General features: G+C 62.6%; 18 protein-coding genes and 1 tRNA gene. 1 reads left to right on the top strand and 18 read right to left on the bottom strand.

From position 1 onward, the window contains the following. Positions 1 to 6: 6 nt before the first annotated feature. The 5 genes from U743_RS08245 to U743_RS08225 form a co-directional block, all read right to left on the bottom strand. The gene (locus tag U743_RS08245) at positions 7 to 540 is read right to left on the bottom strand and encodes a pilus assembly PilX family protein (RefSeq protein ID WP_043767217.1); all 534 of its coding nucleotides are present in this window, start codon (positions 538 to 540) and stop codon (positions 7 to 9) included. Then, entirely contained in the window at positions 537 to 1,652 is a 1,116-nt protein-coding gene (locus tag U743_RS08240; protein ID WP_052367742.1) for a PilW family protein, read from the bottom strand. The genes U743_RS08245 and U743_RS08240 overlap by 4 nt, the downstream gene beginning before the upstream one ends. A gap of 2 nt (positions 1,653 to 1,654) precedes the next feature. Continuing rightward, entirely contained in the window at positions 1,655 to 2,122 is a 468-nt protein-coding gene (pilV, locus tag U743_RS08235; RefSeq protein WP_043767215.1) for a type IV pilus modification protein PilV, read from the bottom strand. Continuing rightward, entirely contained in the window at positions 2,116 to 2,658 is a 543-nt protein-coding gene (locus U743_RS08230) for a GspH/FimT family pseudopilin (protein WP_156966378.1), read from the bottom strand. The genes pilV and U743_RS08230 overlap by 7 nt, the downstream gene beginning before the upstream one ends. A 132-nt stretch (positions 2,659 to 2,790) precedes the next feature. Next, entirely contained in the window at positions 2,791 to 3,375 is a 585-nt protein-coding gene (locus U743_RS08225; protein WP_084191444.1) for a GspH/FimT family pseudopilin, read from the bottom strand. Between the two features lie 63 nt (positions 3,376 to 3,438). Here U743_RS08225 and U743_RS08220 point away from each other — a divergent pair. Further along, positions 3,439 to 3,514 (top strand) — tRNA-Thr (locus U743_RS08220). Positions 3,515 to 3,819: 305 nt separating this feature from the next. Here U743_RS08220 and U743_RS08215 read toward each other — a convergent pair. The 13 genes from U743_RS08215 to U743_RS08155 form a co-directional block, all read right to left on the bottom strand. Continuing rightward, positions 3,820 to 4,503: a zinc ribbon domain-containing protein gene (locus tag U743_RS08215; protein ID WP_043767211.1), complete on the bottom strand. Its 684-nt coding sequence runs from the start codon at positions 4,501 to 4,503 to the stop codon at positions 3,820 to 3,822. 190 nt (positions 4,504 to 4,693) lie between these two features. Then, positions 4,694 to 5,482 carry a hypothetical protein gene (locus U743_RS19075; protein ID WP_156966377.1) on the bottom strand — a complete coding sequence of 263 codons (789 nt, stop codon included), beginning with the start codon at positions 5,480 to 5,482 and terminating at the stop codon, positions 4,694 to 4,696. Positions 5,483 to 5,623: 141 nt separating this feature from the next. Further along, complete coding sequence (locus U743_RS08210; RefSeq protein ID WP_052367736.1) at positions 5,624 to 6,745, bottom strand: phage major capsid protein; 1,122 nt, start codon at positions 6,743 to 6,745, stop codon at positions 5,624 to 5,626. Positions 6,746 to 6,747: 2 nt separating this feature from the next. Next, positions 6,748 to 7,389 (bottom strand): HK97 family phage prohead protease, encoded by a 642-nt coding sequence (locus U743_RS08205; RefSeq protein ID WP_043767209.1) that lies wholly within the window; start codon positions 7,387 to 7,389, stop codon positions 6,748 to 6,750. 161 nt (positions 7,390 to 7,550) lie between these two features. Continuing rightward, positions 7,551 to 7,781 carry a hypothetical protein gene (locus U743_RS08200; RefSeq protein WP_156966376.1) on the bottom strand — a complete coding sequence of 77 codons (231 nt, stop codon included), beginning with the start codon at positions 7,779 to 7,781 and terminating at the stop codon, positions 7,551 to 7,553. Beyond that, on the bottom strand, positions 7,774 to 8,187 hold the full coding sequence (locus U743_RS08195) for a hypothetical protein (RefSeq protein ID WP_156966375.1): 414 nt from the start codon (positions 8,185 to 8,187) through the stop codon (positions 7,774 to 7,776). Before U743_RS08195 ends, U743_RS08200 begins: the two co-directional genes overlap by 8 nt. Before the next feature lie 199 nt (positions 8,188 to 8,386). Beyond that, positions 8,387 to 9,430, bottom strand: a complete 1,044-nt coding sequence (locus U743_RS08190; protein WP_084191443.1) for an AAA family ATPase — start codon at positions 9,428 to 9,430, stop codon at positions 8,387 to 8,389. Further along, complete coding sequence (locus tag U743_RS08185) at positions 9,423 to 9,938, bottom strand: hypothetical protein (protein ID WP_052367734.1); 516 nt, start codon at positions 9,936 to 9,938, stop codon at positions 9,423 to 9,425. Before U743_RS08185 ends, U743_RS08190 begins: the two co-directional genes overlap by 8 nt. A 183-nt stretch (positions 9,939 to 10,121) precedes the next feature. Further along, a complete protein-coding gene (locus tag U743_RS19070; protein WP_198021982.1) occupies positions 10,122 to 10,331 on the bottom strand; it encodes a helix-turn-helix transcriptional regulator in 210 nt (69 codons plus the stop codon). A 60-nt stretch (positions 10,332 to 10,391) separates the two neighbouring features. Then, positions 10,392 to 11,018 (bottom strand): hypothetical protein, encoded by a 627-nt coding sequence (locus U743_RS08175; RefSeq protein WP_043767201.1) that lies wholly within the window; start codon positions 11,016 to 11,018, stop codon positions 10,392 to 10,394. 21 nt (positions 11,019 to 11,039) lie between these two features. Beyond that, a complete protein-coding gene (locus U743_RS08170; protein ID WP_043767198.1) occupies positions 11,040 to 11,306 on the bottom strand; it encodes a hypothetical protein in 267 nt (88 codons plus the stop codon). Positions 11,307 to 11,368: 62 nt separating this feature from the next. Next, positions 11,369 to 12,670, bottom strand: a complete 1,302-nt coding sequence (locus tag U743_RS08165; protein WP_043767196.1) for a tyrosine-type recombinase/integrase — start codon at positions 12,668 to 12,670, stop codon at positions 11,369 to 11,371. A 671-nt stretch (positions 12,671 to 13,341) separates the two neighbouring features. After that, positions 13,342 to 14,247, bottom strand: coding sequence for a LysR family transcriptional regulator (locus tag U743_RS08155; RefSeq protein WP_043771691.1), 906 nt, complete (start codon positions 14,245 to 14,247; stop codon positions 13,342 to 13,344). Positions 14,248 to 14,287: the final 40 nt, after the last annotated feature.

Genomic DNA, 14,287 nt, shown 5'->3' with positions numbered 1-14,287 from the left:
TCCGGCTCACCGCCGGTAAACCGTCTGCAGGACGGCGGCCGCATCGCTCGTGCCGCCTTCGGCGCGCACGGTGATGCGGTAGGCGCCATGGTCCTCGACAGGCTCGTCCGCTGCTAGGCTCTGGCCGGGCAAGGGCGCTTGCGGTAGCTCCTCGATAACGTAACGCGGCTGATTCCCGACCCCGTCGATGTCAGCGCCGCTGTAACTTCTGGAATTGTTGGCCCAGTCGTAGTTGCTGTCTTCCCAATAGGAAGGTTTGATGCCGTCCCGGTCAAAGGCGATAAGACCGCTGGTGGCGCCGTTGAATGCGGGCAGAACCGGCGTCATCAGATAAGCCTCTGCATCCCGCAGCCCGGCTTCGCCCGCCTGAAGCGCCATATCCTTGTCGCGCGCGTTGCCGGCCATGCGTTCCTGCAGGCCGGTGTCCTGCATGGCCGTGAGCCCCAGCAGCGTCAGCAGCACCAGGAAGATGAGACTGACGCCGAGCGTGCTGCCGCGCTGGCCAGTGCGCTTTTCGATCATGGCAATGGTCGTCGTCATGGCAGGCGGTTGCGCAGCGCGACGGTGAGCGTCATGACCTGGCGGACGCGCCCGTCCTCGACGGGGGTGACATTGGTATAAGCAACGTCGAAAGCGCGCAGGTCGCTCTCGGTCTGCACGAAGCTGTCGTTGCGCAGCAGCAGCGCCATCCTGACGGAAACGACGCGATTCCAGCTCACCACGCTGTCGGCTGCTCTGTAAGTGTTGGCGGTCCGATCACCATCGGTGTCTTCGCCATAGAGAATCTGCATGTTCTCGATCCCGCTGACCAGTTCCTGCGGGTTCGGAGTCCCTGTGCGGCGTGCGTCATCAAGCCGCAGGCGGTATAAGGCTGGTTCCGGAGGTGTCGCAGGATTGTTGCGCACGAAGTAAGCAGTGCTCAGATGCTGGTAGATGAGTGAATTGTCGTCGTGATCCTGAGAAAAGCCGCCGGCGGGATTGATGTTGCCTGGGTTCTGGCCGGCGGCGGTGCCTTTCGGAAGCGAAACCGCGTTACCGTCGCTTGTTTTCATGAAGAGATCACCCCCGGAGCAACTCGCAGTTACCGCGACAATGATCGCGCCCTGAGGGATGCCGGTGTTGCCGGCTGCCGTGAGCGCATTCGCCGGGGGACCAGGATTGCCCTGCAGCACTACATCGAGTGGCTCGGTCGTGTTGATCACAACGATGTCGGAGCCTGACAACGGATTGTTGATTTCCGCAGCAAGCCCTTCACCACTGGAGCTTTGCCAGTTGCTTGCATCGCCGACGGTGTAATTGTCTCCGGGCCCCGTTCCGGTTGCCTCCCATCCGGTCACGGCGCGATTACCGTATATGCTGGTGACATAGCCCGTGCCGGCTGGATTGAGCCAGTTCACGATGTTGTTCGTGCAGCCAGTGAAGCCGCTCATGCGAAGCCCCCGACCCAAAGTCTGAATCGCGAAGCGACCGTTCTCCTGTACGCGCGACAGGCCGTCCTGGAAGCTGTAGCTGGCGCGCATGCCGATGAATAGGCTGGTTACGCCGGCCACGATCAGCAGGCCCAGTGTGAGTGCGATCATCAGCTCGACGAGGGTGAAGCCGCGGACGGCATTGCGAAGGGGGCGCGGCGGTGTTAGCTCAAGCGGCGTCACGATCAGAGCTCCGTCGTCGTGCTGAAGACCACGAAAGCGTCATCGTCATCGGCTTCGCGCTGGTCGCGCCAGCGCAGCTCGACGGTGTAGCGGTCGCCGTTGTTGAGGACGCGGCCCTGGCCCTCGGGCAGTAGGTTGGCTATCTGGCAGCGCCAGCCGAGGACCTCGTTGGCTGGAGACGCATCGCTGGGGTTGAAGCCCTGGCAGTTCGGGTCGCTGAAATCGGGAGCGGCGAAGTCGCCCGAGCGCGCGGCTGCGCGATTGGCGCGCAGTCGGTCACTCATGTCGTAGGCTAGGTTGCTAGCCTGCGAACGCAGCAGTGCACTGTGGTTGAACTGCAGCGAATTCCACTGCATGCCGGCGATGCCGAGCAAGCCGAAGGAGAGCACGAGGATGGCGATCAGCACCTCAATCATCGTCACGCCACGTTGTCTGGCGGTGGGGCCGCACTGATACGCATTCTTCAGCACGACGCCGCTCCCTTGCGGACCTGGGTGCGCCCGACGGCGTTGATACAGGCAAGCCGGCCCAGCTGGCCGTCGATGGTGTAGTCGAATCTGCTTGCTGCGGTCGCGGTGCCCTGACCCTGGAAACCGAGATTAGCGGGACCGGTCAAGCTCGCGCCGATCGCCAGCCCGTTCCAGACACGCAGCAGATCGCTACCGTCGGCCGCAGGTGCGCCGGATGCGTCCGGGTCACTGAAGGCGATCCAGCCATCGACCCAGTCGGTACCGGCGGCACAGCTGCTGCCGTTGGAGGAGGGGCAGAGCGTCACACGCTCGCCGCGCCGAACGGCTTCCGAGCGTGCGTAATTCAGGGCCGTGACGAGCTTGTTGACATCCGTCACGGCGCGATTCGAGCGCATCAACTCGCTGAAGCCGGGCACCGCGATGGTGGCGATGATCGCAGCGACAGCGAGCGTCACCAGCAACTCGATCAGCGTGAATCCTTTGGTTGTTGTTTGCATGTCCCCTCGACGCTTACGCCCGATTTCCGGAATGAACAAGCCGTTGTGCGACGGACGGCAATCCGTGGTTGACGGACGTGCGCCCTACTAGATGCTGGACGCACCGCGTTTCTGTTGAGTCTATGAGGGGCAGTCTCGCCGCATGCGTAGGCCGAACGCAAGCATGAACCATCAGTCATCGCATGCCTGTTTCGCAACGCGTGGACGGCCGGTCTTGCTGATAATCACCCGACGATCCCGCCCGTCATGGCAAATCTGCAAATTTCCTGCGATGAACGCGCCGCCGGGAGCCCGCGTCTCACCGGTCGGAGAATAGGTGAGGCTGTGGCCATTGCTGAGATTTTCTGGGATGTCGATGTCGCCGACGTCCGGGCTGTGCACGCGCAGCAGTTCACTGCCTGGGTCGCCAGGGTAGCCGGAGACCACGATCCAGCCCTGGGAGAAGTCGGCGGAGTCTGTGGGGGCCACGTTCGTGCACGTCGCGCCATCGTCCGATGCGCACAGCGTGACCGGCATGCCGCGCCGTACCGCCTCGCTGCGCGTGTGCTGAATGGAAGCCATTAGCCGGTTGGTGACGGTTGTCGCCCGGATATCCTGCATGAGATCGCGGAAGGAGGGCACGCCGACGGTGAGGATGATGGCTGCGACCGCGAGGGTCACCAGCAGCTCGATCAGCGTCATGCCGCGAGTCCGCGCGGTGTGGGCCGGCGGGCGATGGCCGGAGCCTGGGCGGGGTTGTGATGAGACGTCGCGCATGGCCGCCTCACTGCTGTCACCAAGCCTGTGATTAGCTTATACTCCCGCCCCGCTGATGCAAGGGCCGGCGTAGCTCAGCTGGTAGAGCAACGCATTCGTAATGCGTGGGTCGGGAGTTCGATTCTCTCCGCCGGCACCAATTAAATCAGTATGTTACAGACGTGCCAGGCTTCCAGAAGCCCCTCAATTTCGGACTCTGTAACAAGTGCGTAACACCCGAGCAGTGCGTTACGCAGCTTCCTCGGAATAGCTGCGTAACAGAGCAGCAAGTTGTTACGCAGACGCATCGAACGCGGCGCGTCGCCATAGGCCATTGATTAGGCGTGGCATTTTCGATACCTGCTTTTAAGCCGCATCTCGCGTCGTCTGAGCCCAGCCTAGCCAGCCAGGCATTCCGCGCGGTAATCCGGCTGGTGCGGCGCTGTTGCTAGTTCCTGCGCGCGTCTACTTGCCCCAAGCCATCTTGCTGAGGTCAAAGCGCGCGAACTGCTCTCCCTGCTGATAGAGGGGCAGTCTGATGCGGACCTCGTCTACGCGGTGAGAGTTGGCCAGGAATCGGCTGTAGTTCCGGAAAAACAAGGTATCGCTAGAGCCGTCGCTGGGCTTCGAGGCCTTCAAAGTCAGCGGATCCCAGCTTCCCCACCGAACAACGACGTCGCAGTCCCTTACGCCGCAGGTGAACTGGCCGCTGTCGAGCGCAAGGATTACGTCTTTGCCATAACGCGGGTGGTCGCGAAAGGTGAGTTTGGCTCGCTGTGCGCCCTGGTGTGGGAATGACAGATTCAGCACGTTTGTGCTCTCGACGGTCGCTGTTGTCGCCACCTTGCCGCTCATTTCATCGGTATATGAGCTGTTGTGCCACTTCGCCAGATCCTTCTGCGGCTCTGGTGACGGCTGAGCGGAAGAGGGCGAGTCGGTCCCCGATGTGCTGGCAGTCATGTCGTCGCCGTAGTACCCCTGCGAGCAGGTATAGGCGATCGGGAACACGATGGCGATTACGAAGACGGCTTTGATGGCAGAGGCTGTCGACGAAATGGCATCGGCCCCCTTCTTCCCACCGCAATGCGGGCATTGCTTCGCTGACTTTGCGACGGTTCCGCCGCAGTGAGGGCAGGGCATCGTCTTCATGGTCGCCTCAGTCGTGGTCCATTGGCTGCAAGCCTAACCGACGAGAAAGACGACGTCTCCCGTGGGTCTTGCCGGACTAGATGGTCTGCGGAACGCACAGCCCTCTAGTCCCCCTCGTGCGCCAAGTGGTATTGGGCACGCGGCCGAAGTTTCTGCAGAGGTGCCTAAATGCCATTGATAGTTGGTGCGTCTATCCGGGGCTATTTAGAGTGGCGTAAAGGTAAACTGCGAAATTCAGGAGACCGACCACGACAAGCCAAAAGGTAAGAGTTGTTAAGGTCCCCGAGGCTCGAATCTGATCGTCGTGCCGAGACTTTTCTCTATCAAAGGCATCCAAAGTGGCTAACGCTTTTCCAGTAATTTCGTAGTCACTAAATGTGCCTTTTGTCTTTAACTCGCCACTATCAAGAAAGGAGTCTAGTAGCAGTTTGATATGCTCCTGATGAACGGTGCGCTCAGGATGGAATATCCATCTTGTTGAAAACCAACTCAGACCGACGTGCATCGGGGAAACAACCTGTCGGCCGTTTTGCATTCGTTCTTCAACAAGTTTCGAGAGCAGCTCGTGACGGTCGAGCCGTGCGAGAGGGCGGCGGTTGAAGGCGAGCTGCTCCAGCCTATCAAGCTTGACCTTTATTGATGGTACAAAAAGGTAGTCGTCGAACAGTAGCTTTGTAGGCTTACGATATTGAAACTGTCGGCCGCGGAAGAAGCGCTCTGCTTCCATGGACCAGCCTTCACTATTAATTTCTTGCAGAGGCTTTTTGCAGTCTTGCGCTTCTCCGCTTTTCCTGTCCCACAATTTTCCGGTCACGATGTCCTTCGTAAATCCGGTTACATATATTCTTTGCGTGCCGTCTTTTGAGTTAAAATATATTGTGTAGCAATCGTTCTCGTATGCCTTGTTTCCTGATAGAGGTATAGTATCTGGAGCCGGCTTTAATAGGGCGCGTTGGAGCGCTTTACGAAGCGTGTGCATGAGTCCTCTCCCTAGATCTAACGTCCGGACCTTCTAACACCCTTTAAAAACCCTCACAAGGGTTTATTTCGGCGTATAACGTCCGCTGAGAGGATGTGACGGCCAGTAGGGGAGGCGGCGGCAAAGCCGCCTCCCCAACGATCAGGCGAAGTCGCCGACAGCCACCGCGGCCGGACGCTCGACCGTGAAGGCGATGCGCTCTTCCGCCCGGATCGTCACCAGGTTGCGCTGCACGTCGTCGTCATCCTGCTCGAACAGCTCGACCACCGGCTGCTGCCGGTCCCAGAGCGTGCAGGCGGCCGGGAAGTCGGCAACGATGAAGCTGCCCTGCGTCACGCTATTCGTGGCGACCACAGGCAGGCCCCAGAGCTGCGGCATCGCGGCCTGCTGCGGGCTCGCGAAGAGATAGCGGTCCTGGGTGTCCTTCAGCAGCTCGATGGCTTCCCAATCGTCTGGGTGCAGCACCATCGCCGAGGCCATCCAGTCATTGCGCTGCAGGGTGGTGATGGCGCGGCGCAGGGTGTCGAGCTTGGTGTCGCCAGTCTGCGGCGTGACGCTTGTGAAGTTGCCGGCGTTGAGCAGGCCCGAGAGGTTCTGGCCGGTCCCGTTGCCCGTGAGGATCTGCACCTCTTCAGCGAGCTGCACCCCGTGGCGCATCCGTCGGTCGATGAGCTGCGCCAGCGCGGCCTGATCCGAGAGCACCTGCTTGGAGACCTTGATCCAGTGCGCGATGGTGCGGACGGGCGCGTCCTTAAGCTCGAAGGTCAGATCGGATTCGGGCTTGGTCTCGCCTTCGGCCGTGCCGGCCGCATTGTTCGTCCAGGACGCCTCCCGGCTGTACTCGATCTGATTCGAGGCGGTCGGTAGGACGTTGAGCACGTCGCGGATGCGAAGTTGCCGGAAGGCGCCCGCGACGATGCCGGCGCGTCGGGTCGGGTCCACCAGCGTGGCATCGGGGTTCTGGGGCGAGCCCCCTTCGCCGAGGATGGTGTTCTTCGCCAGCAGGCTGCCGGAGAGCGTCATCTTGGCGTGGCGCGAGTTGCCCTCCACGAAAGCCTTGAAGCCCTCCGACTGGCGCACCTGATCGGCGAAGTTGGAGCCGCCGCCGCTCGGAGAGACGCCCTTGAAGCCGTCGGCGGAATGCTGCTCGATGCCCTTCAGGCGCTCGGACAGGCCGCCAACGTCTTCCTCGATGGTGTCGATGCGGTGCTTGAAGCCCTTGACGGCCTCGACGGTTTCGCCGACTTGCTTGTTCAGATCCATGATCAATTCCTCAATGCGTTGGTGAGTAAGGCCAGCGACTCGGCGATCTCGAACTCTTCGTCGCTCTCGCGGAGCGCCTTGAATCCGCCTGCCATGAGCCGCTTGGCCTGGGAGCGGGTGAGGCCGGCGCCTTTCAGGGCGCGCTCCACGTCGCTCGGGCTGTTGATGTCTGGGGTGTGCTTGACCTCGCCCACGCGCGCGCCGAGGTCGGCCGGTTCTTCCACGACCGACACCTCGACTAGCTCGATATCCTTCAGATAGCGGACGCCTTCCCGTTGCTCGAAGTCGCGCACGCGGTAGCCGATGGAGAGGCCGTCGACGCTGCCGTGCTTCATGCTGGCGTAGACGTCTTCCGCTACCGAATGGCCGGGGGTGAGCTCGCCCTCGACGTAGAGGCCGCTCGCATCCTCCTTCATCGACGTCCAGCGACCGATTACCGGGCCGCGGTGGTCCCAGCGCATGCGGACAGGGCGCTCGCGCGAGGCGAGGGTCTTGGCGTAGGCGCCGCGGACGATGGAATCGCCGTAGGAATCGACACCGCCGAAGACTGAGGCGTAACCGCTGAAGGTGCGGGTCTTGTCGTCGAACTTCAGCCCCGTGGTGCTGATATCGACGCGCTTGTATTCGAAAGTCTGGTCGGTCATTGGACGCACTCCAGGTGAGGCTTCCGGCCAAGGCCGGTCCTGATAGCACCGAGCGCGTCCAACGCTGGCCGCCGAGTCCGGTCTTCCGCATCGAACGGTCGCCGGGGTGGCCGTGGTGTCTCAGGTAGTACTGTATAGAAAACCACCATTGCGCGCAAGCCTCACTGAAGGCTCGGCGCTTCGCCGAGGTGCGAGGTCACAGTCGCGTTGATTTCGTGCAGCACGCGCTGTATGCGCTCGAGGTCGTTGTTGGCGACGGCCTCCGCGATGGCGTTGAAGGCCGCTTCAACCGCCTGCAGGGCTTCGGCCTGAGCGCAGACCGTCTTGTCCAGCAGAGCGAGCTGGCGCTCGACGGGCATTTCGCGCAGCATGGGGAGAATGGTCTTAGTCATGGGGCTTCTTCCCGTTCTTGGAAAAGGGGTTGCTCGGGTTCTTCTTGCCGCCATCGCTCGGGATGCGGGCGCGGGCAGCAGGGGAGAGGCCCAGCTCGCCGGCCAGAGCGCGGAAGGCATTCAGGTCGGCCGCGGTGGGGTGGACGCCACTGCTCCAGCGACGCACCAGGCCCGCCCATGCGCCCGCGTAGGCCGCGAGGATGGCGTTGTCCGCCGCTGCCAGGACGCCGGCCCCGTGCAGCAGGTTCGCGACGCGGGTGAACTCTTGCGCCCCCTGTACGTCGAGGAAGTCGGGCGGCTCGGGAATGCCGTCAGCCGGTGGTAGCTCCAGTTCCGGCCGCTCGCGGTCGGGTCTGTCGGTGCCGGCCACCGCTTTCAGGGCTCTAGGCTTGCGTGGGTTCGCCATATCGGGAATCTCCAAGTGACGGTGTGAATAAAGAGATGGGGCGTCGGTCCTGGGGAGAGGCGCTCTCGACTTTCGAAGCCCCCCTGGGGTGCGTCCGGTTTGTGTCCGGTTTGGCGTCCGGTTCTGTCCGGATGCGTCCGATTAAGGTGTCCGTCCGGTCCGGTCTCCCTAGGGGACCGGACGGACGGACGCCGGACGGTCAGGCCGCGAGGCATGCCAAGCCGTCCTTGATCGACACGTCGAAAGGGGTGAGGGAGTCGCGTACCTCGTGCCACCTCTGACGGGGCATGCCGTCGTCGAGACATGCACGTCGCCAGGTATCCAGCGAGACCTCTTCACCTGTACCTCCTAAGGCACGCAGCTTCTCGAGTGCGAGGCATTGCCACTTGCCGCGCCGTTGTGTTGCCGGCCTGCAGAAGTCGATCCTGTCGAGCACCGCACTGGTGACGGGCTCGCCTCGATCGTCCACCAGATCCAGCTCCACCTCCGCAATACGGAAGGCGAGGGGCTCGGGCTCGGCGGCGTCCTTCATCTTGGTCGCTGTCATGCGCACGGTGCCGTCGTCATCCTTTTCGAGCCGATACTCGGCATCCAGTGCGCCCTTCAAGGCCATCGCACCTCGGGCTCGCGACTTGTCGCCGTGCCCCGTGTGATGCACCAGCAGCACGGTGCAGGCATAGCGCGCGCGGATTCGGTCGGCGGCTGCGATGAAGGCGCCCATGTCCTGCGTGGAGTTCTCGTCACCGGCTCCGAAGTTGCGGGCTACGGTGTCCACCACCACCAGGCCGGGGCTGCCGTGCTCGCGCGCTACTGCATCCACCTCTGTCACCACCGCCTCGGCTTCCTCCATGTCCGTCAGTGCGGTGGCCTTCGTGGACATGAAGAGGGGAGCGCCTTCCAGGCTGTGCCCTCGGGCTATCTCCCACGCGCGCGTGCGTCGGCGCAGGCCGTTGCCGCCTTCGCCCGCGATGTAGATGACGGGCGACTGCTTGACCTCATGGCCGTGGAAGGCGCAGCCGACGGACAGCGAGGCGCCGATCTCCAGGGCGAGCAGGCTCTTGCCGGCCGCGGGATCGCCGAATACCAGGGCCGTGCTGTCCGACTCGAGCACGCCCCGCACCAGCCAGCTCGGCGCCTTGAACTCCATGTCGCAGGCGCGCACCAGGCGGAAGGCGCCCTTATTTTCGGCCTCATGGAGTTGCGCGGCTCGGGCTTCGATTGTCGAGAGTGCGGTGTCAGCCATTGCACAGCACCTCCTTGGCGTGGCCGATACGCCCCACGGCTGCCGCGAATCGCGCCCGGTCGGCTTCGGACAACGCCTTGCCTTCGGCGATGTCCTGAGCACCGCACAGGATCACCAGTGCCTCGAACTGCAGCACTGGCAGCACGGCCGTGAGCTGAGTAAGGCGCTGGCGCTGGCGTAGCTCAGCGCGTTGGGAGCGGTTGAGCGGCTGCGCTCGGTCGGGGAACAGGTCGCCGACCTCTAGGCCCATGCCGGCGACGATGCTGTCCAGCTCGCAGCCCGCATAGCAGTGCAGCAGCACCATGCCGTTGTCGCCCTCGGCGATTGCCAGGGAAGGGCGTTTGTCTTCGTGAGCGGTGCAGAGAGCCACCCATCCGCTCGGCGTCTTGCGCACGCCCTCGCAGCGGTTCAGCACCCTGTTGATCGGTGGCTCGGCGCTGGTAGACTTCAGGGTGTGAGAGCTTTGCGCGCCGCTTTCCCGATGGCCGTCGGGGGCGGCGCTTTTCATTTGTGGCATCGCTCTTCCTCCCGTCGCTGCTCAGCAGCGCGCAGCGATGCCCGACGCCACGAGTCGGCTGCCGCCATCACAGCAGCGGCGCGGCCAGGGTCGGGGACGGTCGAACGCAGGGCGTCGCGCAGGTTCTCGCGTGCCCGTCGCTCCTCTTCGTGAGCCACTGTGAGCGCGATCATTTCAGGCCGCCTTGCCTTGGCTGCATTCACCAGCGGGCTCGCCCTGCAGGAGCTTCTGCACGACGTTCTCCGGCCAGTAGTTGCGGCGCCTGATTACGGTGGGCGGGGGAAGGAAGCCATCCTTCCGCCAACGCCAGACGGTCATGTCCGAGATGCCGCCGAAGCGGCGCCGAAGCTCGGGCTGGGGGACTAGCGACGTCTTTTGTTCCATCTCTGCCTCACGCATTAGAACGTGAGGCCAGACTAGAAACCGGCTTTTCCGGTTTACCGGCTAACCGGAGTGGGTTTTGCTGGATTTCCTTATGTGGTCGCCCAAAGTCTTGAAAGACATGCTGTTTTCTGCGCCTCTGCTCAGGTAGTACACACGCCGCTCTTCGCGTGCGACCTCTTGGATTAGCACCGGTATCGGGTCGTATTCCTGCTCTGCCGCGTCCTGTGCGGCATCACCTTCTAGGGCTTCGAGCATCTGCTCCAGGTCCTGATAGCCCATTGCGCAGAGTCTCTGCAGCAGCTGCGTGATCGGCTTGGACTTGCCTCTCTTCCCCGCGGGCCGACTGCGCTGCTTGACGTTGTCCACGATCGGCGCCTCGAGTCGAGCTATGGCTTGACCGAGAAAGAAAGTCTCGACGGCCGCGGCGTGCATGTCGCCCCGTTCCACTGCCGCCTTCGCGGCGTCGAGATAGTCCCAGGCGCTTCGGTCGGCCCATCCTCCAGGCTCGAACTTTTCGAACTTGTAGCTTTGTCGCGACTCTAGTTCATCACGGATTTCCTGCAGCTTCTGCTCCGCGCGCTCGAGTAGAAGGCGGGGGTCTTCTCGCTCAGCCTTTTCTCGATTGAGTGACTTCTCGACGGCGCGCGCAAACCGGCCAAGCCGTTTCCGTGGTGTCGACTCAGGCATCACAGCGTCCCGTTTTGCAGTTCATTGTTCCGCCTTCCGCGCGGCCGCCATAGTGCTCTCAGCATGGCGTAGCGCATCCGTAACGCCATTGAGAATCCAGGCCACACCGTGGCTGCTTGAATCGCTCAATTCCGTGCCGCTGAAGCCGATAGACGGTATGGCGTCGGAAAGAAACTCGGTGACGCTGGCGCACTTGTTGATCGTGTCTTCGGCAGAATCCTCTGCGAACGGATTGGCTGGCAGTGCCGGCGTTGCGTCGCTGGCGGTAGCATTGTGGTCAGCTTTCATGGTGCATCCTCACTTTGAAGGTTAGGGCCGGCGGCGTGCTCTATCACGCCTGCGGCCCGCTTTTACCGGCCGTCCGCGCCGGCTGCGGTTTCGGCATACGCCGAGAAACTGAGAACTTTCGCGGCGTCGCCGCTGAGAATCCTGTCGAGTTCTGCATCCCATCGGATAAGGGCGTCGGCGACGTGAGGCCGATAGTCGGCATGGTCGTACACCGCACGCAGGCCACCGATGGCGTGATTCAGGACGCGCTCGGCAGTATCCGGCGCGACGCCAGCCCAACCCGTCAGCCCCGTGCGAACACTGCGCCGCAAGTCGTGAGGGGTGAAGGCTTCCGTTATGGCGGGCAGCTCGAGCTCGGTGGCGGTTTCCGGGATTCGCGGCAGGATGTAGCGCTTCATCGCCCCTCTATCGCCGCCCCAGATATCGCTGCGCAGGCCCGTGGTCTTCTTCGTCAGGCGAGATTCCACGCCCGTGGTAAAGACGTGTTCGCCGATACGGGGGCAATCCTTGATGATCTTCTGAGCGTGCGGCGCGAGATAGATGTCGATGCGCTGGCCGGTCTTGTTTTCCTTGTTCGCCCAGTAGTCGCCCTGAATGTCGGCCCAGCGCATCATCCCGATCTCTCCGATGCGCTGGCCGGTGCAGAGCGCGAACCGCAGGGCGTGGCCGTGCGGATAGCCTGCAAGCTCGCACGCGCGCCAGAGCACGCGGATCTCGTCACGGGAAAGCGTCCGCTTGCGTCGAACCATTCGCGAGGGATTCCGGATGTCGGCGGCTGGATTCGCGGGCAAGTCGAGTCGATCGACGGCGTAGCGGAAGAGCTGGCGCATCACCACGGCCGCTCGATTCGCCTGTGCCGCGCTGCGGCTTTGCACGCTATCGAGGTGCCGGATGATTTCGCCTCGCGTAATCGAGGCGATATCGCGCCCCTCGAATCGCTCGACAAAGGCGTCGAGCTGCTTGCCGTAGTCGTTGCGCGAAGACGTGCCCAGGGCAGGGAAGTGCAGCTTCCGCCAGTTCTCTGCAGCACGCTCGACAAGACGGTCGTGGTCGATATCGCGCGATTCGGTCTTCTCTGCCTTCTGGCGGGCCTGTACTGCTTTCGGGTGTTGGCCGGCCTCGATTGCTTGCTCGAGTTCGTCCGCGTGGCTTCGTGCTTCCTTTATGCCCACCTGCGGCCAGGGGCCGATGCGCAGCCGGTTGAGCTTGCCGTCGACGCGCCGGAAGTAGTACCAGGTCGCCGCGCGCCTGCCGACCGTGAGGCAGAGCCCGGTGTATCCGGCGTCGAAGTAGTCGGTCCGCTTTTCTGGTGGCTTTGCCGTGAGCGCTTCCAGTTTGGCGCGCGACATCTTGATAGTGGGCATGCGCTGGTCCGATTGCGTAACGAATTGCGTAACAAAATGGCTGTTACGCAGAGTTATACGCCGATCAGCAATGTTGCGCAAACGCAGTAAAAAACTACTGGAAAACAGGCGGCTACGGTGATTATTGGTTAGGGTCTGAGAGGCGCTACACGCTCATTCGTAATGCGTGGGTCGGGAGTTCGATTCTCTCCGCCGGCACCAAATGAAATCAAAGGCCTGCGACCCACCGGTGCAGGCCTTTTTTCGTGCTTGCTGCAGTTAGTGCAGCAGTTAAGTATGCACGCATCCGGCTGCGCTGAACGCTGTGGATACCGGCGGGACTCCAACCAAGGTGGTCAACCGATTGACCTGCCTGTCGATCCTCGGCCCATCCGAGAGGATGGCCTCTGTATACCGAGCGAGGCAGAAGCGATCGAAGTACTCGGGCTCGGAATGTTCGAAGCGCGGTCCATCCTCGTCCTGGAGGTGCGGGTCGTACACGACTGCGCTGAGCGAGATGGGGCTGGGGCTGGGGCGCGTCCTCGCCTGTCAGCCGCATTGCATGAATCTGGTCACCGGAATGCGGCCGCCCCTGCCGGTAGCTGCCGACACCCTCTTGCAGTCGCTGGTCAGACTTGCCTCCAGGGTTTTGGTAGCGCCGGCGGGAGGGGGTGTGGCCGCACTTGCGAGGACTATTCGAGCCCCATGCGGGCGGCAAAGAGTGCGCTCGCCCAGGCTACAAAAGCCTCTACCTGCGCGGCGCGATGCCGTCGATGTGGGTAGAGAACGGAGATCGGCAGACGCTCGGGGCGATGCTGCGGGAGCACCTCAGTCAGTAGTCCGTCTCGGATCTCGGTCTGCACATCGTACGCAGGAACCTGGATCATGCCGAGGCCGGCCAAGCAGCAGGCGATGTAGGCCTCGGCATTGTTGACCGTGACCACGCTGCGCAACCGGATGGCGATGCTACGCCCTTGGTCGATGAACTCCCAGTCTTCCACTCTTCCGGACAGCGGAGAGGCGTAGTGGACAGCCAGATGCTCCTGCAGATCTGCGAGTCTCTCCGGCGTGCCATGGCGAGCCAGATAGTCCGGACTGGCGCAATTGATTTGATTCAGCTCGCCGAGCCGGCGCGCGACCAGGCCGGATTCCGCCAACTCGCCCACCCGGATGGCGCAGTCGACGCCTTCTTCGACCAAGTCGATGGGGCGGTCGGTGACGCCGAGCTCAAGCTCGATCTCGGGGTGCTGCCTGTGAAAATCCGGCAATGCGGGGGCCAATATGAGCCGAGCCACCCGGCCCGGAAGATCGGCCCGAACCTTGCCTGCCGGTGGGCTACCTGCGCGCCGAAACATCGTTTCGGCCTCGTCGAAGTCGGCCAGCAAACGCAGCGCCCGCTCGTAGTAGGTGCTGCCGTCATGCGTCAGGTTGACCCGTCGCGTGGTTCGATTGAGCAACGGGGTGCCCAGCCTCGCCTCCAGCTGTTTCACGGCGGCGGAAACGGTCGACCGGGGCAACTCGAGTTGGTCGGCAGCGCGTGTAAAGCTTCGGCTTTCCGCCACACGTACGAAGATTTCGAGGTTCAGCAGACGATCCATGACCATATTGTTCGTTAATTTAGAACAGTGATGTCAAATT

Source organism: Algiphilus aromaticivorans DG1253 (genome assembly GCF_000733765.1).
Taxonomy (GTDB): Bacteria; Pseudomonadota; Gammaproteobacteria; order Nevskiales; family Nevskiaceae; genus Algiphilus; species Algiphilus aromaticivorans.
The sequence above is the reverse complement of the archived record's forward strand: the minus strand, read 5'-3'. Positions and strand labels throughout refer to the sequence as shown.